Raw genomic sequence first — 19,588 nt, 5'->3', positions numbered from 1 at the left:
TCGCCGCCGCGTCCGCGGTCTTGGGCGGCGGCCCGTCGTCCCCCGACGGGCCGCCGCCAACCCCTTTTGCCACCGGAAACCCGAGGACCTCCGCCGCCATGTAGGAAAGCGCTTACCAGCCCGATACAGGAGATCCAGATGAAAGCTCTGCTCGCCGTGTCAGCGTTGACCGCGGCGCTCCTCCAGGTCGCCGCACCCCAGGCGCAGGCCGCCTGCGGCGACGGCTCGTACAACGCCGAGGTGACCGGCTCCGGGAGCAGCTTCACCGCCCGGAACGGCAGCCGGACCGTCTACACCGGCTCCAGCCTGCGCGCCGCCCTGCAAGCCGCCAACGACAGCCTCACCGCGAACCGCACCTACAAGGAGCGGATCGTCGTCCGGGCCTCCGGCTCCATCCCGGCGGGCGAGCGCTACTCGATGCGCAGCTACACCGCGATCGACCTGTGCGGCACCATCGACGTCACCGGTTCCGGCTCGGGCGACTACGCCCCGGTGTACGCGCGCGGCGTGCGCGACATCGAGGTCCAGAACCTCACCGTCACCGGCACGCCGGTCTACGGCATCTTCATGCGCAACGTCACCAACGTGGTCATCGGCACGGTGAACATGCGCCTGTCCCGCGGCCTCGGCGTGCGCATCGACAACCGCGGCGACACCAGCCAGTGGACCCGCAACGTCCGCATCGACCACGCCTACGTGCAGGGCGCGAGCTCGCACGCGGTGGAGACCTACGGCGTGGACGGCCTCACCATCGGCACGGTCGTGGCCCGGGGCGTCGGCGAGTCGGGCCTGCTGCTCAACCAGACGATCAACGCCACCGTCGGCACCGTCGACGCCGAGAACGCGGGCACCGGCACCGGCTACGCCGCGTTCCGCACGGCCAACCGCAACGGCCGGATCGGCTCCGGCTACCCGATCAACGTCCGGGTCGGGCAGGTCATCGCCCGCGGCGGCGGCCGGGGCATCTTCTGCGTCTCGGAGAGCGGCGGCCTCCAGATCGACCGGATCGACATCGCCAACACCGGCAACAACGCGATCCTGATCGAGAACTGCTACAACGTGAACCTCGCCGCCCAGAGCGGCACGGTCTCCGGCCCCGGCGACATCCGGCTGGCGGCGCGCAGCGAGTTCCCGGTGACCAGCGACATCCTCATCCAGAACCTGCGGGTGTCGAATTCGGCCATTCGCGAGAGCCCGTGCGGCAACAACACCACCTTCCGCAACAACACGCTGGTCAACAGCAGCCAGAGCATCTGCTGACCCGGGCCTGACCGGGACGTCGGGCGGGGCGGTTACCGCCTTCTGAACCGTTCCGCCCGGCGTCCCGGAATCGGTAATGTGCGGTGCCCGGGGTCGGGAGGTGCCGCGTGAACCGCTATGACCGGCTGAACGCACTGCTGGAGCTCGTGGCCGAGCGCGGGCGGGTCGAGGTGGACGACATCGCCGTCGAGCTGGACGTCTCCGGCGCGACCATCCGCCGCGACCTGGACCACCTGGCGGAGCAGCAGCTGCTCACCCGGACGAGGGGCGGCGCGGTCGCCCACGCCGTCGCCTACGACCTGCCGCTGCGCTACCGGACGGTGCGGCGGGCGGGGGAGAAGCAGCGCATCGGGCGCGCGGCGGCCGGGCTGGTCACCAAGGGCGCCGTGGTCGGCATGAACGGCGGCACGACCACCACCGAGGTGGCCCGCGCGCTGGCGACCAGCGCGGAGTTCGGCGGCGCGGACGGCGACGGCCTGGTCACCGTGGTCACCAACGCGCTGAACATCGCCACCGAGCTGGCCGTGCGGCCGCAGGTGAAGCTGGTGGTGACCGGCGGGGTGGCCCGGCCGCAGACCTACCAGCTGATGAGCCCCCTCGCCGGGAAGATCATCAACGGGCTGAGCCTCGACGTGGCGTTCCTCGGGGTGGACGCGATCGACCCCGACTCGGGGGCCTACTCGCACCACGAGGGCGAGGCCGACGTGAACCGGATGCTCGCCACCCGTGCCCGGCGCGTGGTCGTGGTGGCCGACTCCGCCAAGATCGGGGCGAGGGCGTTCGCCGAGGCGTGCCCGATCAGCGACGTCCACGTGCTGGTGACGGACGTGGAGGCCGCCCCGGAGGACGTGCGCCGGTTCCGCGAGCGCGGGGTCGAGGTCAGGCTGGTCTGAGGCGCGGTCCACTGTGGTCCGCACGTGAGGTCCCCTCGGCGATCGGCCCCTCCGGTTGCGTTCCGGTCACGTCGTCGCGCGAAGTGCTTGACACCGGCCTGTGGCCCGGGACACAGTTGCCGCCGATTTCGGACGTCGGTAACGGGGGAGCGTTTTCCGGGACAAGGGGGACCTGGTCATGGCACGCTCGGCGTTCACGACTTGACCGCGGTGGGAGGAGAAGTGCCACGCGGTTCTCAGGGCCGGTCGTCACGTGTTGGGAGAGCCGTGGCGACCGGCCACAAACGGCGGGGGCGCGCCGCCCCGACGCGGCGCGCTCCCCCCTCCGGGGGCGGGGTCACCCGACGGCGGCGGGCGAGGCCGCGCCCGGGACCAGCAGGACCGGCTCGCCCGTGCCGTCCGCGGGGACCGACCACACGTCGTTGACGCCGTCGTCGCGTTGCAGCCCGTAGGCGATGGTGCGGTCGTCCAGCCAGGCCGGCTGGTCGTCCACGCTCCGGGTCTCCGCGAGCGGCGTCACCGCGCCGGTGGCCAGGTCGCGCACCGACAGCCGCCACCCGCGCCCCGGGTCGCCGCCCACCGCGGCCTTGTAGGCGACGCGCGTCCCGTCCGGCGACAGCGAGGGGCACTCCACGCCGTCCGCGACCGCCCGCAGCGTCCGCGCCGCGAGGTCGCCCTCCACGAGGTAGCGGTGCCCGCCGGTGGCCATCGTCGCGTAGAAGCGGTTGTCGTCGGCGGTGAACGTGACGCCCCAGAAGTTGCGGTCCGCCGCCGCGGTCACCACCCCGTCCACCGAGGAGGTGAACTCCTCCAGGTCGCGCACCAGCCCGCCGGTGCGGGTGTCGAGGATCCCGGTGCTGGTGGAGAAGGCGCCGCCCGCGTACGAGTGGCCGTCCACGAACAGCGTCCAGGCCACCACCCGCCCGCTCGGCGACACCCGGACCCGGTTCGGGAAGCCGGTCAGCGGCACCGCCCTCAGCTCCCGCCAGGAGCCGTCGAGCACGGCCAGCCCGCCGGCTTCGAACGCGCCGACCGGCCGCAGGCAGGCCGTGGTGCCGCCCGCGCTGTAGGCCCGGTCGCACCGCTGACCGGTCACCTCCCGCGGGCCGCCGGGGTCCGACCTCGCCACGGTCGACAGCACGCCGTTGCTCAGCACCACCAGGCGGGGCCCGCTCACCGCGCCGGCCGCGGCCGCGCCCGGTCGGTCGGCGGACCTCGCCGCGTAGCCGACCGCCACCCCGGCCAGCAGCAGCGCGGCCGCCGCGGTGGTCAGCAGCTTGGCTCGGACGTTCACGGGCGCCTCCTCAGCAGGGCGAACGTGGTGGCCAGGGCGAGCGCGACCGCGACCGCCGCCGCCCTGGTGGCGGCCTCCGGCCCCCAGGCCTCCCAGGCCAGGCCGAACAGCACGGAGGAGCCCAGGTACGCCACGGCCTGTCCACTCTGGACCAGGGCGATGCCGGTGGCGCGCAGCCGCTCCGGCAGCAGCGGACCGGCCAGCGCCACCAGCACGCCGTCCGTGGCCGCGTAGAACACGCCGTGGAGCAGCACCACCGCGACCACCAGCGGCCACCCGCGCAGGGGACCCGGCACGAGCAGGTAGACCGCGCCGAGCGCGACGTACCCGCCGAGCAGCACCGGCAGCCTGCCCACGCGGTCGGCCAGCGCCCCGAGCGGCGCGGCCAGCAGCAGGTAGGCGAGGCTGGTGCCGACCGCCAGCAGCGGGAACCAGCCGATCGCCAGGTCCTCGCGCCGCTGGAGCAGCAGGTAGACGAACCCGTCGCCGATCGTGGCCAGGCCCAGCAGGGACGCCGCGAGCACGACGCGCCGCACGCCGGCGTCGCGCAGCAGCCCGCCCACCGCGGCCGGCCGCACCGGCTCGGCGGGCAGCGCCGACCGGTGGTCGCGCACGAACAGCACCAGGACCACCACCCCCATGGCGGCGACGCACGCGCTGGTCACGAACACCGAGTCGAACGAGCCGCCGGTCGCGGCCAGCACCGCCAGGGCGACCAGGGGCCCGGCGAACGCGCCCGCGCCGTCCATCGCCCGGTGCACGCCGAACGCGCGGCCCAGGGCGTCCGCCGGCGTCGACAGGGTGATCAGCGCGTCGCGGGGCGCGGTCCGCAGGCCCTTGCCCGCGCGGTCGAGGGCGATCACCGCGCCCAGCGCGGCGGTGGACGTCCCGGCGAGCACGAGCGCCGGCTTGGCCACCGCGGACAGCGCGTAGCCGAGACCGGCCACGGCCTTGCGCCTGCTGGTCCGGTCGGCCAGGTAGCCGCCCGCGAGCCGCAGCAGGGTGGTGGCGCCGGTGTAGAGGCCGTCGACGACGCCGTAGGCGGCGGGGCTGAGCTGGAGCCCGACGACGAGGTAGAGGGGCAGGACCGCGGTGACCATCTCCGACGAGACGTCGGTGATCAGGCTGACCGCGCCGAGCGCGAAGACGTTGGCGTTCACGCCCCGCCGGCCCAACTCCCGGGGACGGGGGATCGTGGACAGGTACACGGCACACCTCCGGGCGGTGCGCCGCGCCCGGCTCGGTGGCCGGGCGCGGCGCGGGCGGGCTCAGTGGCAGGCGGTGGTGCCGCTGTCGGTGAAGGTCTTGCCCGCCTCCGGCACGAACTGCCAGGTGAAGGCGTCGCTGTGCAGGGTCAGCTTCAGCACGCCGTAGGTGGTGCTGTTGCGGACCTCGCTGTTGGGCCGGATGGTGCCGAAGGAGTAGTGGCTCGCGCCGCCCATGCCCGCGACGAACGTGCGGATGCCCCGTGCGGTGTCCAGGCCGCCGCTGGGGTTCTGCGGCGCGAACCGCTCGTACTGGTGGTTGTGCCCGAAGATCACCACGTCGGCGTCGTAGTCGTAAAGGGCTTGGAACAGGGGCCGCGTCGCGGTGGACGGCGAGTGGTTGGCGCCCGAGGTGAACAGCGGGTGGTGCCAGTACGCCGCCGTGCACGGCTTGGTGCTCGCCGCCAGGTCCGCGCGCAGCCACCGCTCCTGCGCCGAGCCCGCCGCCGTGCTGATGTTGCTGTTCAGCGAGACGACGTGCCAGTTGCCCAGGTCGTAGGAGTAGTAGCCCTGGCCGGCCGGTCCGGCGAGCGAGCCGAAGTAGTTGTAGTACCCGGTGGCGCCGCTGGTGTTGTAGTCGTGGTTGCCGGGCGACGGGCGGGTGCGCGCCTTGTGCCTGCCCCACGTCGGGTTGTAGTGGTTGTTGAACTCCGAGGTGGTGCCGCTGTCGTAGACGTTGTCGCCGGTGGTGAAGACCGTGCCGGGGATGCCGTCCAGCAGGGCGGCCGTGGCGCTGTCGCCGGAGCCGGAGTTCGAGATGTCGCCCGCGCCGACCAGGACCGGGTCGGCGTCCGGCGCGGGGGTGGTCGTGCCGGCGGTGGTGGTGACCAGCAGCTGCGGCGCGGTGGCGCCGGTCTCCCGCGAGTCGTAGTCGGCGCCGTCGGAGTTCGACGACGTCACCGCGAGGGCGAACGCGCCGTTGCCGGTGACGAGGGGTGTCACGTCGACCTCGTGCCAGGCGTTGCGCGACACCGACTGCAGACCGCCCAGGGTGGGGCCGTCGACGGTCGGCTGGTCGTTCCAGGTCACGGTGGTCTCGGACCAGGAGGTGTCGCTCACGGCCCGGAACGTGCCGCCCGCGGGGCTGTTGGCGCCGGACACGTCGTCGGTGTGCAGGCGCAGCCTGGCGCTCGTGACGGCGCCGGGGAGGCCGGAGACGGAGAACCTGAGGAAGATCCGCTTGACCGGCGAGCCGTCCACGCCGAGCTGGCCGGACGTGCCGTGGTTCGTGCCGGGGGCGGAGTCGTCGACGTAGGTGTCGGCGGTCGGGGTGAAGGTGGCGGTGGCCGCCGAGGCGGCCGGGAGGTGGTCGGACGAGGCGACGGCGGTCAAGGCGGCGGCGGTGAGGACGCCGGTGGCGAGCAGCGCCGGTAAAGCCCTGCGACCTGACATGCGGAACCCTCCGCTTCGGGTGTGCCCGGACGAGGCGTTCGCCCTCGAGGGCGGGTTGCCCCCGGAGGCGTTGCAGAGAGTAGGCACCGCGGAACACGTCGTGCCGATGGGCAGGCGGACGGCAGGTGAACGCGGGGCGAAAGGAGTCGGCCGCGATCAGTGCAGCTCGGCCGCCGCCGCCCGGAAGACCGCGTCCGCCACGCGGGCCAGCGGCGGGGAGTCGAGCTTCCACTGCTGCCAGTGCAGCGGCACGTCCACCGGGCGGTCGGGGGCCAGGTGCACCAGGCCCCGGTGCCGCCGGACCTGGTGCTCGGTCAGCAGCGCCCACCCCGCGCCCGCGGCCACGGCGTCCTCGAACACGTGGCCGTCCGGCAGGTGGTGGCGGCGGGTGGCGGCGTCCCGGCCGGTCAGCTCGCGGCAGAACGCGTCCTGGAGGTCGTCCTTCGCGTCGAACACGACGACCGGCGCCTCGTGCAGCGGCCGGTCCGCCCAGCGGCGCGCGAACCGCCCGGCGGCCACCGCGTGGTAGCGGATGCTCCCCAGCGGCCGCACCCGGCACCCCTGCACCGGCCGCGGCGACGACGTCACGGCCGCCACGACCAGGCCCTGGCGCAGCAGCTCGGCGGTGTGGTCCTGGTCCTCCCGCCGCACGGTCAGCACCAGGCCGTCGTCGCCCGCCAGCTCCTTGACCACGCGGCGGAACCAGGTGGACAGGGAGTCCGCGTTGACCGCCACCGGGATCGGCGTCGGGTCCTCGACCAGGCCCAGCGCCTCGCGCGCGTCCCGGTCCAGCAGCGCCTGCTGCCTGCCGTACCGGGCGATCACCGCGCCGGAGTCGGTCAGCCTGGCCGGCTTGGACCGCACCAGCAGCACCCGGCCGGTGCGCTGCTCGAGCTGCTTGACGCGCTGGCTGACCGCGGACGGCGTGACGTGCAGCGCCTTGGCCGCGGCGTCGAACGTGCCCTCGTCCACCACGGCCAGCAGGGTGCGCACGCACTCCGGATCCAGCATCACGAGCGCTAACGATACGTAAGTAAATGTAGCTGGCCTTATGGTGAGCCGGTTCCTACCGTCGTGGCGTGATGCACGCGCTGCTCGCCGGGCTCGGCACCGGCCTCTCCCTGATCGTCGTCATCGGCGCGCAGAACGCCCTGGTGCTGCGGCAGGGCGTGCTGCGCCAACGGGTGCCGGCGGTCGTGGCCATCTGCGCGGGCTCGGACGCGCTGCTCATCGCGCTCGGCGTGGGCGGGGTCGGCGCGGCGCTGACCGCGTGGCCGGCCGCGCTGGAGGTGGTGCGCTGGGTCGGCGCGGCGTTCCTGGTGGGCTACGGCGTGCTGGCCGCGCGGCGCGTGCTGCGGCCGGCCGCGCTGGAGCTCGGCGGCGCGGCGTCGGCGGCGATCGCCACGTGCCTGGCGCTGACCTGGCTCAACCCGCACGTGTACCTGGACACCGTGCTGCTGCTCGGCACCGCGTCCACCGGCTTCGGCGACGACCGGTGGTGGTTCGCGGCGGGCGCGATGGCGGCCAGCGCGCTGTGGTTCGGCGGCCTGGGCTTCGGCGCGCGGCGGCTGTCCGGCGTGTTCACCCGCCCCTCGGCGTGGCGGGTGCTGGACGCGGCGGTCGCCGTGGTGGTCACGGCGACCGGCGTCTCACTCGTCCTCTAGTACGCGTACGGCCAGCCCTGGCCGTCGTAGGCGAGCAGGTTGATGCCGAGCAGCGCGGCCCCGCTGCTGGTGTAGTAGTGGTAGGCCAGGACGTCGGCGTCCACGTCGGTGAACACGTCCTGGTGACCCGGGCCGATCACCGAGCCGTGCGTGGCCAGGATCTCGGTGCCGCCGCCGGAGTTCAGGTCCCGGCCGTTGCGGTCCAGGTACGGGCCGGTGACGCTGGTCGAGCGGCCCACCATGACCCGGTAGGTGCTCGACGCGCCCCGGCAGCAGTAGTCGAACGACACGTACAGGTAGTAGTAGTTGCCGCGCTTGACGATGGTCGGCGCCTCGATCGGCCCGCCGTTGCGGCTCGCGATCGACCGGATGGTGCTGTCGCTGCGCTTGCCGGTGGACGGGTTGAGCGCGACCATCTTGATGCCCGACCAGAACGAGCCGAAGCTCAGCCACCAGCGGCCCTGGTCGTCGATCACCAGGTTGGGGTCGATGGCGTTGAAGTTGTCGCTGGTGCGCGACTCCACCACCAGGCCCTGGTTGGTCCAGGAGCCGGCCGCGCCGGTGGTGCTGGTGGCCAGGAAGATCGCCGACCGGTTCGAGCCGAAGGACGACGCCGAGTAGTACAGGTAGTAGCGGCCGTTCTGGTAGGACAGGTCCGGCGCCCAGAGGTTGCGGCTGCCGTTGGTGTAGGTCGTGGTCCACGACGCGCCGTTGGGGAAGACCTGGCCCGCGTTGCGGAACGCGGTGCGGTCGGTGGAGGTCTTCAGCGCGATGTTGTCGCCGGTGTGGGCGACCAGGTAGCCGCCCTCGGGGCGCTTGACGAACGTCGGGTCGTGCACGTGGACGTCGCCGGTCACCCGTCCCGGGCCTGGATAGGCGGGTGCCGCGTTAGCGCTACCAGAAGCGGTCAGCGTTGCCGACACGGTGAGGGCGGCTAAGAACCCTGCGCTCCACGCGATCGCCTTTGACCTGCGTGTACCCATGCTTCGCCTCCTTGCGAGCAGGTTTGGGAACGCTCCCAACGCCTCGAACTATCGCGAGTCCGGCGTGGCGGAGTCAAGCCCTGCGGGCGATTTATGTGAGCGTTAACAGGTCCTGGTGCGCCGGGTCAGGCGCGACCGGCGAAGAACTCCCGCACGTCGTCGGCGAACAGCTCCGGCACCTCCAGCGCCGGGAAGTGCCCGCCGCGCGGGAACTCGCTCCAGCGCTCGACCCGGTGGGACCGCTCGGCCAGCGCGCGGACCGGCAGCACGATGTCGTGCGCGAACACCGCGACGCCCAGCGGCGCCGGGCACGGGAGCCGCGCGCCGAAGCCGCTCTCCCGGGACAGCCGCGCCGAGGAGCCGGCGGTGCCGGCGAACCAGTGCAGGGCCACGTTGGTCAGCACCCGGTCCACCGGGATCGCCGACGCCGGGTCCGCCCACTCGGTGAACTTCTCCGCGATCCACGCGAGCTGCCCCACCGGGGAGTCGGTCAGCGCGTAGGCGACGGTCTGCGGCCGCGTGGCCTGGAGGACCTGGTAGCCGGGGCGCTGCCGCATCACCCCCCGGATCCGGTCGAGCCTGGCCCGGTCCTCTTCGGACAGTTCGACGCCCTCGACCGGCGGCGTGGGCAGGTAGTTCACGTGCACGCCGACGACGTGCCCCGGTGCGACCGCGGCCATCGCCCGCGCGATCGACGAGCCCCAGTCGCCGCCCTGCGCGCCGTAGCGCCGGTAGCCCAGGCGCGCCATCAGCTCGGCGAACGCGCGGGCCACGCGCTCGACGTCCCAGCCGCGCGAGGTGGTCGGGCCGGACGGGCCGAAGCCGGGGATGGACGGGACGACCACGTGGAAGTCCCGCGACAGCGGCCCGACCACGTCCAGGAACTCGACCACCGAGCCGGGCCAGCCGTGGACCAGGACCAGCGGCAGCGCGTCGGCCCGCGCCGACCGCACGTGGAGGAAGTGCACCCGCTGGCCGTCCACCTCGGTGGTGAACTGCGGCAGCGCGTTCAGCTCGGCCTCGTGCCGCCGCCAGTCGTAGGCGTCGCGCCAGTGGTCGGCCAGCTCGCGGACGCGGGCGAGGGGGTAGCCGTAGTCGAAACCGGCGTCGGGCAGCTCGTCGGGCCACCGGGTGCGGGCCAGCCGGTCGGCCAGGTCGTCGAGGTCGGCTCGCGGCACGCGCAGCTCGAAGGGCTCGATCATCGCTCACTCCGTTGGTGTCACCAATGTTGGTGACACCAACGATAAGTGATGAACGTTGGTCGTGCCAACGTTTTGTGCCCGCGGGGTCCCGGGTGCGCCCACCCGGGATCCCGCGGGGTCACCAGGTGCTGTTGACCAGCCCGGTGCCCAGGTAGACCTGGTCGAACCCGTTGCCGTCGTTGTCGTCGGTGTAGGCCACGGTGATCCGACCCCACGCGTCCACGCCCAGCGCCGGCTCGTCCTGCCGCCCGGTGGCGGTCGAGACGGTCGCCTGCCTCGGCAGCCTGCCCTCGACCGTGCCGTCCGGGTTCAGGCCCTGCGTCACCACGTCCTGCGCCCGCACCCAGGTCACCACGACGTTGAGCTGGTCGTCGACGCCGACCCGGGGGTCCGCCCCGGCCTGCCCGGCGTCGGTCAGCACGGTGTCGGCGGTCGTCCGCGCGACCCCGGCGGCGGTGAACGACCGGGCGGCCACCGCGGCGACGCCCGGGTGGTCGGTCTCCCAGACCACCGCGAAGTCGCCGTTGAAGTTCGCCGCCACGGCCGGCCGCCGCTGCTGCCCGTCGCCGGCGGCGTTGGCCGTGCCCTGGGCCAGCTTCACGCCGCCGGACGGGGTGAGGACCTTCCGGCCGATGTTGAAGAACCCGTTGCCGTCGCCGTCCTCGTCCCACACCACGATCGCGTTGCCCGCCGCGCCCATAGCCACGTCCGGCCGCTGGTGCGCGCCGCCCGCGTTGTTGACCTGCACCTCGTAGGTCTTCGACGTCACCGACGCGAACCCGGCCGCCCGCACGGTCGGCTCCGCCCCGGTCTGCCGGTCCTCCCACACCACGGCGAACCCGGCGGTGTCGGGGTCGGCGGCGACCGCGGGGTCGAGCTGCTGGCCGTCCGCGCTCGCGTTGGCCCGCGCCGAACCGGTCACCGCGCCGGTGGTCGAGAGCGTCCGCACCTGGACGTTGTAGTAGCCGTTGCCGTCCGCGTCGTCGGCCCACACCACGACCGCGGTGCCGTCTTCGTGCAGGGCCACGTCCGGTCGCACGTGCCGCCAGTCGCCGCTGCCGCCCGCCGACAGCTTCTTCTCGTAGCGCGACGCGCCGTCCTGGAACAGCCGCACCCACACGTCGCTGTGCGCGTCGTCGGCGGGCGTCGCGGAGTCGCGGTCGTCCTCCCACACGACGGCGGTCCAGCCGTTGCGCACCGCGGCCACCGCGGCGTTGTCCTGGTCACCGGTCGCGGTGCTGTTGGCCGTGGTCCACGTGGCCGCCGCCGACGCGGTGCCCGCGCCCAGCAGGAGGAGTCCGCACACCAGGGTGATGATCTTCTTCATGGCGCCTGCAATCCCGGGTTGCCCGCTTCGACGACGTAGCTCTGGAGGGTCCTGACGGGGTAGTCGCGGGTGGTGACCCGGTCCACGAAGCGGAAGTCCACGTTCACCTGGGAGGGCGTGGTCCGGGTGCGGACGTAGCCCCGGAGGTTCTTGTAGAACTTGACGTGCGGGTTCAGGGAGGACAGGCCGTTGTCCGCCGCGTTGCCGTCGCCGCCCGAGGTGATCGAGGTGGTGACCAGCTCGGTGCCGATCACCCGGTCCTGGGCGTCGTAGTCGGACATCAGGTCCGCCGCCCACGACCGGTGCACGTCGCCGGTCAGCACGACGGTGTTGCGCAGGCCCGCCGAGTCCCAGCCGCGCTGGAGCCGGTCCCGGTTGGCGCTGTAGCCGTCCCAGGAGTCCATGGACTTCGCGCCGTCCGCCGAGGCGAGCTTCTGCGCGAAGAACACCTGCTGCCCCAGGAAGTCCCAGGTGCCCAGGCGCTGCCGCATCCCGTCGAGCAGCCACGCCTCCTGCGCCGCGCCGGTGAGCGTGCGCGCCGGGTCGTCGGCGTCCGCGCACACCTTGGTGCCGTCGCCGCACGCCTGGTCGTCGCGGTGCTGGCGGGTGTCGAGCATGTGGAACGTGGCCAGGCCGCCCCAGCGCACCCGGCGGTAGAGCTGCATGTCCTCCGCCACCGGCCGCTGCGCCGCACGCAGCGGCATGTGCTCGTAGTAGGCCTTGTACGCCGCCGCGCGGCGCGCCCGGAAGTCGCCGGCGGGGGAGGTGTTGGCGCGCACCAGGTCGGCGTAGTTGTTCTCCACCTCGTGGTCGTCCCACACGACCAGCCACGGCGCGGCGGCGTGCGCGGCCTGGAGGTCCACGTCGGTCTTGTACTGCGCGTGCCGCACCCGGTAGTCGGCCAGGCCCGCGATCTCCGCCGACGGCGCGAACCGGCGCACCCTGGTGGTGGTCGCGGCGCCCTCGTAGATGTAGTCGCCCAGGTGCAGCACCAGGTGCGGGTTCTCCTCGGCCATCCGCCGGTACGCGGTGAAGTACCCCTCCTCGTAGTGCGAGCAGGAGGCGAACACCATGGTCAGCTCGGGGCTGGTGCCGGGCGCGGGCGCGGTCACGCCGCGGCCGACCGGCGAGATGTGGCCGGCGGCGCGGAACCGGTAGTGGTACTCGCGGCCGGGTTGCAGGCCGGTCACCTCGACGTGGACGCTGTGCGCCCACTCGCGCACCGCGGTGTGCGAGCCGCTGCGCACGACCTGCGTGAACCGGTTGTCGGTGGCGACCTGCCACTCGACGGTCACCGGGTCGGCCGCCATGCCGCCCAGGCCGTCGGCGGCGAGCGGGGCGGGCGCGAGGCGCGTCCAGATCACGAAGCCGTCCGGCGCGGGCTCGCCGGAGGCGACGCCCAGGGTGAACGGGTAGGCCAGGGCGTTCGCGGGTGCGGGCGCGAGGATCGTCGCGCCCGCACCCACCACGCCACCGGCGATGAGCGTTCGTCGGGTCAGCGGGGACATCGGCACTCCTTCGGTGCAGGGCCGGGAAGCACGCTGCCGGAACTCTTGCGCCCCCCTGCCTACACCGGGGAGGTGATCGGCACGTGTACGCGCGGTGGATCCGGGTAGGCCGCAGGGCATGGCAAGACGGGATGCCGTAGCGGACCCGTGGGGCGAGCGCACGCCTTACGGTCCCGGCGAGCAGTGGCCGCAGCGGTGCGACGGGTTCGTCACGGAGGAACCGGACAGGTAGGTCCAAACCGCCTCGACCCTGCACTCCAACGGCGACGCCATGGACATCGGCGTCCGGGACGGGCGGATCGTCGGGGTCCGCGGCCGGGTCCGGGCCCGGGTGAACCGCGGCCGGCTCGGCCCGAAGGACCTCTACGGCCGGCAGGCCAACAACTCCGCCGACCGCTTCACCACCCCGCTGGTGCGGGAGGGAGGCGAGCTGGTGCCGTCCACGTGGGACGAGGCCATGGGCCGCGTCGTGGCCCGGTCGCCGTCGAGGCCGCCGCGCCCCTGCCCGTGGGTGGAGGTGCACCCCGACGACGCCGCCGGGTTGGGCCTGGCGAACGGCGACGTGGCCCGGGTGACGTCGCCGCGCGGCGAGGTCCGCGTGCCCGTGCGCGTCGGCGGGCCGCGGCGGGGCGTGGTGTTCATGCCGTTCCACTGCGGCTGCTGGGACCCGGGCTCCGCCGGGCCCGCGCCGGCGGCCTCGGCTGCTCCGCGACCTGTACCCGATGGCAACCGAGTGCGACCTGTGCTGGACGGTGGTCGGGCAGGCCGCGCGAGGCGCGCGGGACGCCGGGCTGCTGGACGTGGTGCGGCGGTGCGAGGCCGAGACGGCGGTCCAGGTGAAGTGGCTGCGCACCCGGATCGAGCAGGCCGCGCCGCAGGCGCTGGTGGTGGCCGACTAGCGACTGGTGGCCGACTGGCGACCGGTGGCCGACCGGCGGCCGGTGGACCGGCGGTGGCCCGCCTCCAGCCCGTCGAGGATCGACCGGAGCCCCAGCTCGAACAGCGCGTCCAGGTCCAGGTCGTAGCCGGTCTCCGCGAACGAGCCCACCACGCGGGCGAACGCGGGGTGGGCCGACGTGGCGGAGGTGAGGCGGTCCAGGGCGCGGGACTGGCCGGCCATCCACTGCTCGCTCGACAGCCCGGTCACGCCCTCGGCCTGCGCCTCCCGCTCCAGGTGGACCGCCAGCCCCAGGACGTGGCTGTAGATCAGCACGTGCAGGTCGAACGTGGCCTTCGGGCCGAGGCCCAGCTCTTCGAGCGCGCCGAGCACCCACTCCGAGTACGCCATCAGGTTGGGGGTCATCAGCGGCCTGGTCAGCGGCCCGAGCTGCGCCAGCCACGGGTGCGCGCGGTGCAGCCCCCACAGCGACCGGGCGCCCACCTCGACCCGGGTCCGCCAGTGGGCCGGCGGCCGCGCGGGCAGCACCGCCTCGCCGAAGACCGCGTCGGCCATCAGCAGCACCAGGTCTCCCTTGCCCGCCACGTGGCGGTAGGGCGACATGGCCGCGACCCCCAGCCGGGCCGCGACACCGCGCATCGACACCGCGGCCAGCCCTTCCGCGTCCGCGATCCCGATCGCCGCGCGCACCACCCGGTCCCGCGTCAGCTCGCCCTCGGGCGCGGGGGCGGCACGCCGGCGCCGACCGTCGCCCGGCACGGCGCCGGCCACCACCGTGCCGACCCGGGGCCGCGCCTCCACCAGCCCTTCCCGGCTCAGCGAGGTCAGGGCCTTGGTGGCGGTGGCCAGCGCGACGCCCCACTCGCGGGCGACCTGCCGGGCCGACGGCACGCGGTCGCCGGGCGCCAGCTCGCCGTCGGCGACGCGACGCCTGATCTCGGCGGCGATGCGTTGGTAGGGCGGGATCATGCCGTCCTCCTCCTGTACTAGTGCAGAACCTAGCAGCAGCTAGGCTCTGAACAGTGGTTATTGAGCTAGTACAGGCTTGGTCGCCCCTGCGTGTACGCCGTACGTTCAGCGCGTGGAACACAGCGGGAAGGACTCCTCCGTGAAGACCGTGCTGATCTCCGGCGCCGGTGTCGCCGGCCTCGCCACCGCCCACCGGCTGAGCCGCCTGGGCTGGGCGCCGACCGTCGTCGAGCGGGCGCCCGCGGTGCGCCCCGGCGGCCAGGCCGTCGACGTGCGGGGCGTGGCCCTCGACGTGCTCGACCGGATGGACCTGCTCGAACCGGCCCGGCGGCTGCGCACCCGGATGCGCGGCATGGTGATGCTCGACGCCGAGGGCGGCGAGCTGTGGCGCTCCACCGAGATGACCCTCAGCGCGGGCCGGCTCGACGGCGACGACGTCGAGGTGCTGCGCGACGACCTGGTGACCCTGCTGCACGACCGGGCCCGCGACGGCGTCGAGTACCTGTTCGGCGACGCGATCACCGCGCTGGACCAGGACGACCGCGGCGCGCACGTCACCTTCCGGCACGCCGAGCCGCGCGCGTTCGACCTGGTGGTCGGCGCGGACGGCCTGCACTCCGCCGTGCGCCGCCTGGTCTTCGGCCCCGAGGAGCGGTTCGTGCGCCACCTCGGTTCCTACGTCGGCGTCTTCAGCACCCGGAACTTCCTCGACCTGGACGACTGGCAGGTGTGGTTGCACGGCGACGGCGCGAGCTACTGCGTCTACCCGGTGCGCGGCAACACCGAGCTGCGCGCGACCCTCGGCTTCGCCGCCGACCGGCTCGACCACGACCGCCACGACGTCGAGGGGCAGAAGGCGCTGCTCGCGGAGCGCCTGGCCGGCCTGGGCTGGGAGACGCCGAGGCTGCTCGACGCCATGCGGGCCGCGCCGGACTTCTACTTCGACGCCATGGCCCAGGTCCACCTGGACCGCTGGTCGCACGGCCGGGTCGTGCTGGTCGGCGACGCCGCGCACTGCCCGTCGCCGCTGTCCGGCCAGGGCACCAGCCTCGCCCTGGTGGGCGCCCACGTGCTGGCCGACGAGCTCGCCGCGACCGACGACCACCGCGCCGCACTGGCCCGCTACGAGCGGCGCCTGCGGCCGTTCGCCGAGGCGAACCAGGCGCTGGCGACGGAGGACCCGGGCCGGGGCGCGTCCGAGGAGTCCCTGGCGCGGGCCAAGGACATGATCAGCCTGGACGCCTGACACCCGGGTCGGGAACCGGGCGACCGGCCCCGAACCCCGGGCTACCCGACCAGTTCCCCGACCCGGCGCGCGCCGGCCGCCGCCGCGGCGGTCCAGCTCTCCGGCTCGGTGTAGCCGTGGCCCGCGAAGGCCGCGCGCACGGCCGCCGCGCAGGCGTCGGCCGCCGACTCCTCGACCAGGGCGATGACGCAGCCGCCGAACCCGCCGCCGGTCATCCGGGCGCCCAGCGCGCCCTCGTGCAGCAGCACGTCCACCGCCACGTCCAGCTCGGGCACCGTCACCTCGTAGTCGTCGCGCAGCGACTCGTGCGACGCGGTCAGCAGCGGCCCGATCTCGTGGATCCGACCCGCCCGCAGCAGGTCCGCCACCTCCAGCACGCGCGCGTTCTCGCCCACCACGTGCCGCACCCTCGGCACCAGCTTCTCGGGCAGGTCGTGGGGCTCGCCGACCAGGTCGCGCAGCGCGGGCACGCCCAGCAGCCCGGCCGCGCGGTGGCAGTCGCGGCGGCGGGCCGCGTACTCGCCGTCCACCAGCCGGTGCGGTGCCCTGGTGTCCACGACCAGCAGCGCCAGCCCGGCGGCGGCCGGGTCGAACGGGATGTGCTCGACCGCCAGCGTCCGCGTGTCCAGCAGCAGCGCGTGCCGCTCCCACGCCAGCAGCGACGCCGACTGGTCCATGATCCCGCACGGCATCCCGACGAACTCGTTCTCCGCGCGCTGCGCGAGCCGCGCCAGTTCCCGGCGGTCCAGCTCCACCCCGGACAGCTCGGTCACCGCGAGCGCGGTCGCGCTCTCCAGCGCCGCCGACGAGGACAGGCCCGCGCCCAGCGGCACGTTGCCGTCCACCAGCAGGTCGAACCCGCCGATCGGGTGCCCCGCCTCGCGCAGCGCCCACACCACGCCCGCCACGTACCTGGCCCACCCGGTCACCGCGCCCGGCCGCAGGTCCGCCACGCTCAGCTCGGCGGTGCCGTTCGCCTGTCGGGAGACCATCCGCAGCACGTCGTCGTCGCGCCGGTGGGCCCGCACCCGCACCGAGTGGGACAGGGCGATGGGCAGCACGAACCCGTCGTTGTAATCGGTGTGCTCGCCGATGAGGTTGATCCTGCCCGGAGCCTCGAACACCCCGTCACGCGCCACCCGTGCTCTCCCTCACCCGCAACGTGAACGGCGTCCGCACGTGCTCCGTCGGCCGGTCGGTGTCCTCCACGCGCCGGCGCAGCAGGTCCACCGCGGCGTGCGCGATGGCGGCCTTGTCCGGGGCGATCGTGGTCAGCGAGGGGAGGCTGTAGGCGCCTTCCTCGGTGTTGTCGAAGCCTACGACAGCGAGGTCGTCCGGCACCCGCACACCCCGCTCGGCGGCGGACCGCACCGCGCCGACGGCGAGCAGGTCGTTGAAGCAGAACACGGCGTCCGGCGGCTCGGGCAGCGCCAGCAGCCGCGCCATGGCCTCCGCGCCGTCGCGGCGGTGGTAGTTGAGCGCGGTCGCCACCAGCTCGTCGCGCACCGGCAGGCCCGCCTCGGCGAGCGCGAGCCGGTAGCCGGCCAGGCGCTGCGCGGCGGTGCCGCGGCGGGGGTGCGCGCCGATGGCGGCGACCCGGGTGCGGCCGAGGGAGACCAGGTGCGCCACGGCCTCGCGCGCGGCGGCCACGTTGTCGATGCCGACGCGGTCGAACGGCACGTCCACGTGGTGCTCGCCCAGCAGCACCACCGGGACGCCGGGGTCCAGCTCGCCGAAGTCGTGCGTCTCCAGCGCCTCGGGGCTCACGATCGCGGCGTCGACCAGGTGCGGGCCGAGGGAGGCGAGCGTGTCGCGCTCGCCCTCGCGGGTGCCCTCGGTCTGCTCGATCAGCACGTTCCACTCGTGCTCGTGGGCCGCCCCGAGCACGAGGTCCGCCAGCTCGGCGAAGTAGGGCACCACCAGCTCCGGCAGCACCAGGGCCAGGAAACCGGTCCGGCCCCGGCGCAGGTTGCGCGCGCCCAGGTTGGGCCGGTAGCCCGTGACGAGCAGGGCCTCCTCGACCCGGCGGCGGTTCTCGGGCTTCACGAACGCGTAGCCGTTGACCACGTTCGACACCGTCTTCACCGACACGCCGGCCAGCGCGGCGACGTCCTTGAGCGTGGCCAACCGGCGCCTCCGCGAGCTGTCGATCCCGGTAACGACCGGGATCGTAGCCGGCCCCCGCATCCCCTACAACGTTGTAAGCGGCTGTTTCCGAGCTACTGGGGTTGGGTGGGTCGGCGGCTGGTGATGCGGATCATGGACCAGCGGGCCATGGCCTCGTGACAGTGGGGTGGGCGTTCGCGGTCGCGGACGCAGCGGCGGTGTCCGGTGATCCGGGCCAGGCTTCGACGGCCACCGGCAGCCCTGTGGTGTCCACCACGACAGGGCGCTTGCGGCCTCGGGCCTTCTTGCCGCCGTCCCAGCCTCGGGTGGCCCGGTCGACGGTCGCGGCAGCGCGCACCGACTGCGACCACGCACGCCGGATCGGGCAGCAGCGGGTCGAGTCGGACCCGCCGGCGGACTCCCCGCCTTGATCCGGCTACGGCCCTCGCGACTGCTTCCCATGCGGTGGCAATAGCGGTCAGGAAGTGACCTGGATTCGGTCTACCTTGGGTTGACCAGCACGAACAGCGAGGAGCGGAAGTCGTGACGATCTTGGTAACCGGTGCGACGGGTCTGGTCGGGCGGCACGTCGTCGACCGGCTCCTCCAGGCGGGCGCGTCGGTACGGGTGCTCACCCGCACGCCCGCGAAGGCCGTGTTTCCCGAGGACGTCGAGGTCTTCGAGGGCGACCTGCTCCAGCCCCCGTCGCTCGTGGCCGCGCTCGAGGGCGTGGAGAAGCTGTTGCTGTTCCCGCAACCGGAGACCGCGACCGAGGTGGTCGACCTGGCCAGGGAGGCGGGTGTGCGGCGCGTCGTCGTGCTCTCCGCCGCGGCCGTGACGCTCGGCTTCGACACCGCCTACCACGCCCGGGTCGAGCGTGCGGTCGAGGAGGCCGGGCTTGAGTGGACGCACGTGCGGCCCGGCGAGTTCATGACGAACATGCTGCCGATCTGGGGGCCGATGATCAAGGAGTCGCGAATGGTGCGTTATCCGTTCGGCGACGACCTCGGCGCCGCCCCGATCCACGAAGCGGACATCGCGGACGTCGCCGCGGTGGCACTGTTGGAGGACAGGCACATCGGCAAGGCGTACACGCTGAGCGGTCCCGAGCAGCTCTCCGTGCGCCGGCAGGTCGGGGCCGTCGCCGATGTGCTCGGTGAGGAGGTGCGCTACGAGGAGGTCTCCCGCGAGGAGGCGCGTGACATCCTCCGGGCGATGGGAGGCTTTGCCGCCCAGAGCGCCGACCTGCTGCTCGGGTTCGTCGACTACGAGGGCGGCGCGGGCGGCGGTGACAACGGCTATTCCGACCAGGACTACTCGGGTCTGATGAAGCCGCTGCCGGGCTATGGGGCGGCCACCGGCAAGGACGGTCGCACCTATGCGCAGTGGGCGCGCGATCACGTGGAAGACTTCCGTTGACCCTCGACCTGCCGTCGAGATCGCCGGTCCGGCCATTCCGCCGAACCCCCAGTGCCCGCTCGACACACTGGGCGTCGGTGACGTCGGTGGGACACCGGCTCGTCCGTCGGGCGGGCTGGTGAGAGGTCGCCGGACGGCAGCAGAGGGCACCCGCGGTGGAAC

The 19,588-nt window shown here is 73.7% G+C and carries 17 protein-coding genes and 1 pseudogene; 7 read left to right on the top strand and 11 right to left on the bottom strand.

The genetic code is table 11. From position 1 onward, the window contains the following. Positions 1-138: 138 nt before the first annotated feature. Together ACFV4N_RS09835 and ACFV4N_RS09830 are read left to right on the top strand one after the other, a co-directional pair. On the top strand, positions 139-1,260 hold the full coding sequence (locus ACFV4N_RS09835) for a hypothetical protein (RefSeq protein ID WP_499672089.1): 1,122 nt from the start codon (positions 139-141) through the stop codon (positions 1,258-1,260). A gap of 107 nt (positions 1,261-1,367) precedes the next feature. Then, positions 1,368-2,153, top strand: coding sequence for a DeoR/GlpR family DNA-binding transcription regulator (locus ACFV4N_RS09830; RefSeq protein ID WP_499672088.1), 786 nt, complete (start codon positions 1,368-1,370; stop codon positions 2,151-2,153). 337 nt (positions 2,154-2,490) lie between these two features. On the opposite strand, the gene ACFV4N_RS09825 is transcribed toward ACFV4N_RS09830, so the two are convergent. The 4 genes from ACFV4N_RS09825 to ACFV4N_RS09810 all read right to left on the bottom strand — a co-directional run bounded on the left by ACFV4N_RS09825 (position 2,491) and on the right by ACFV4N_RS09810 (position 7,115). Continuing rightward, positions 2,491-3,447 carry a TolB family protein gene (locus ACFV4N_RS09825; RefSeq protein WP_499672087.1) on the bottom strand — a complete coding sequence of 319 codons (957 nt, stop codon included), beginning with the start codon at positions 3,445-3,447 and terminating at the stop codon, positions 2,491-2,493. Further along, positions 3,444-4,655, bottom strand: coding sequence for an MFS transporter (locus tag ACFV4N_RS09820; protein ID WP_499672086.1), 1,212 nt, complete (start codon positions 4,653-4,655; stop codon positions 3,444-3,446). The genes ACFV4N_RS09825 and ACFV4N_RS09820 overlap by 4 nt, the downstream gene beginning before the upstream one ends. A 60-nt stretch (positions 4,656-4,715) precedes the next feature. Next, positions 4,716-6,104: a CBM96 family carbohydrate-binding protein gene (locus ACFV4N_RS09815; RefSeq protein ID WP_499672085.1), complete on the bottom strand. Its 1,389-nt coding sequence runs from the start codon at positions 6,102-6,104 to the stop codon at positions 4,716-4,718. 156 nt (positions 6,105-6,260) lie between these two features. Then, positions 6,261-7,115, bottom strand: a complete 855-nt coding sequence (locus ACFV4N_RS09810; protein WP_499672104.1) for a LysR family transcriptional regulator ArgP — start codon at positions 7,113-7,115, stop codon at positions 6,261-6,263. A gap of 71 nt (positions 7,116-7,186) precedes the next feature. Here ACFV4N_RS09810 and ACFV4N_RS09805 point away from each other — a divergent pair, with 71 nt between their 5' ends. Next, the gene (locus ACFV4N_RS09805; protein WP_499672103.1) at positions 7,187-7,768 is read left to right on the top strand and encodes a LysE/ArgO family amino acid transporter; all 582 of its coding nucleotides are present in this window, start codon (positions 7,187-7,189) and stop codon (positions 7,766-7,768) included. Here the strand turns inward: ACFV4N_RS09805 and ACFV4N_RS09800 are convergent. The 4 genes from ACFV4N_RS09800 to ACFV4N_RS09785 all read right to left on the bottom strand — a co-directional run bounded on the left by ACFV4N_RS09800 (position 7,765) and on the right by ACFV4N_RS09785 (position 12,788). Next, entirely contained in the window at positions 7,765-8,625 is an 861-nt protein-coding gene (locus ACFV4N_RS09800) for an arabinan endo-1,5-alpha-L-arabinosidase (protein ID WP_499672084.1), read from the bottom strand. The two genes, ACFV4N_RS09805 and ACFV4N_RS09800, sit on opposite strands and share 4 nt — an antisense overlap. 251 nt (positions 8,626-8,876) lie before the next feature. Further along, on the bottom strand, positions 8,877-9,953 hold the full coding sequence (locus tag ACFV4N_RS09795; protein ID WP_499672083.1) for an epoxide hydrolase family protein: 1,077 nt from the start codon (positions 9,951-9,953) through the stop codon (positions 8,877-8,879). A gap of 118 nt (positions 9,954-10,071) precedes the next feature. Next, the gene (locus ACFV4N_RS09790; protein WP_499672082.1) at positions 10,072-11,280 is read right to left on the bottom strand and encodes a hypothetical protein; all 1,209 of its coding nucleotides are present in this window, start codon (positions 11,278-11,280) and stop codon (positions 10,072-10,074) included. Beyond that, positions 11,277-12,788: an alkaline phosphatase D family protein gene (locus tag ACFV4N_RS09785; protein ID WP_499672081.1), complete on the bottom strand. Its 1,512-nt coding sequence runs from the start codon at positions 12,786-12,788 to the stop codon at positions 11,277-11,279. The genes ACFV4N_RS09790 and ACFV4N_RS09785 overlap by 4 nt, the downstream gene beginning before the upstream one ends. 271 nt (positions 12,789-13,059) lie before the next feature. Between ACFV4N_RS09785 and ACFV4N_RS09780 the strand changes: the two are divergent. Both ACFV4N_RS09780 and ACFV4N_RS09775 read left to right on the top strand, forming a co-directional pair. Continuing rightward, positions 13,060-13,389 (top strand): annotated as a pseudogene (locus tag ACFV4N_RS09780) (molybdopterin dinucleotide binding domain-containing protein); the annotation flags it as partial. Between the two features lie 121 nt (positions 13,390-13,510). After that, on the top strand, positions 13,511-13,687 hold the full coding sequence (locus ACFV4N_RS09775) for a hypothetical protein (RefSeq protein ID WP_499672080.1): 177 nt from the start codon (positions 13,511-13,513) through the stop codon (positions 13,685-13,687). Here ACFV4N_RS09775 and ACFV4N_RS09770 read toward each other — a convergent pair. After that, the gene (locus ACFV4N_RS09770) at positions 13,684-14,655 is read right to left on the bottom strand and encodes a TetR/AcrR family transcriptional regulator C-terminal domain-containing protein (RefSeq protein WP_499672079.1); all 972 of its coding nucleotides are present in this window, start codon (positions 14,653-14,655) and stop codon (positions 13,684-13,686) included. The two genes, ACFV4N_RS09775 and ACFV4N_RS09770, sit on opposite strands and share 4 nt — an antisense overlap. Positions 14,656-14,767: 112 nt before the next feature. On the opposite strand from ACFV4N_RS09770, the gene ACFV4N_RS09765 reads away from it, so the two are divergent. After that, positions 14,768-15,901, top strand: a complete 1,134-nt coding sequence (locus tag ACFV4N_RS09765; RefSeq protein ID WP_499672078.1) for an FAD-dependent monooxygenase — start codon at positions 14,768-14,770, stop codon at positions 15,899-15,901. A 41-nt stretch (positions 15,902-15,942) separates the two neighbouring features. Here ACFV4N_RS09765 and galK read toward each other — a convergent pair whose 3' ends face one another. Next, positions 15,943-17,040, bottom strand: a complete 1,098-nt coding sequence (galK, locus tag ACFV4N_RS09760; RefSeq protein ID WP_499672077.1) for a galactokinase — start codon at positions 17,038-17,040, stop codon at positions 15,943-15,945. Further along, positions 17,030-18,028 (bottom strand): LacI family DNA-binding transcriptional regulator, encoded by a 999-nt coding sequence (locus ACFV4N_RS09755; RefSeq protein WP_499672076.1) that lies wholly within the window; start codon positions 18,026-18,028, stop codon positions 17,030-17,032. The genes galK and ACFV4N_RS09755 overlap by 11 nt, the downstream gene beginning before the upstream one ends. 522 nt (positions 18,029-18,550) lie before the next feature. On the opposite strand from ACFV4N_RS09755, the gene ACFV4N_RS09750 reads away from it, so the two are divergent. Next, on the top strand, positions 18,551-19,426 hold the full coding sequence (locus ACFV4N_RS09750) for an SDR family oxidoreductase (RefSeq protein ID WP_499672075.1): 876 nt from the start codon (positions 18,551-18,553) through the stop codon (positions 19,424-19,426). Positions 19,427-19,588: the final 162 nt, after the last annotated feature.

Origin of the sequence: Actinosynnema sp. NPDC059797 (assembly GCF_042732085.1) — a bacterium.
Lineage (GTDB): Bacteria > Actinomycetota > Actinomycetes > Mycobacteriales > Pseudonocardiaceae > Actinosynnema.
This window is presented reverse-complemented; position numbering and strand designations above follow the sequence as displayed.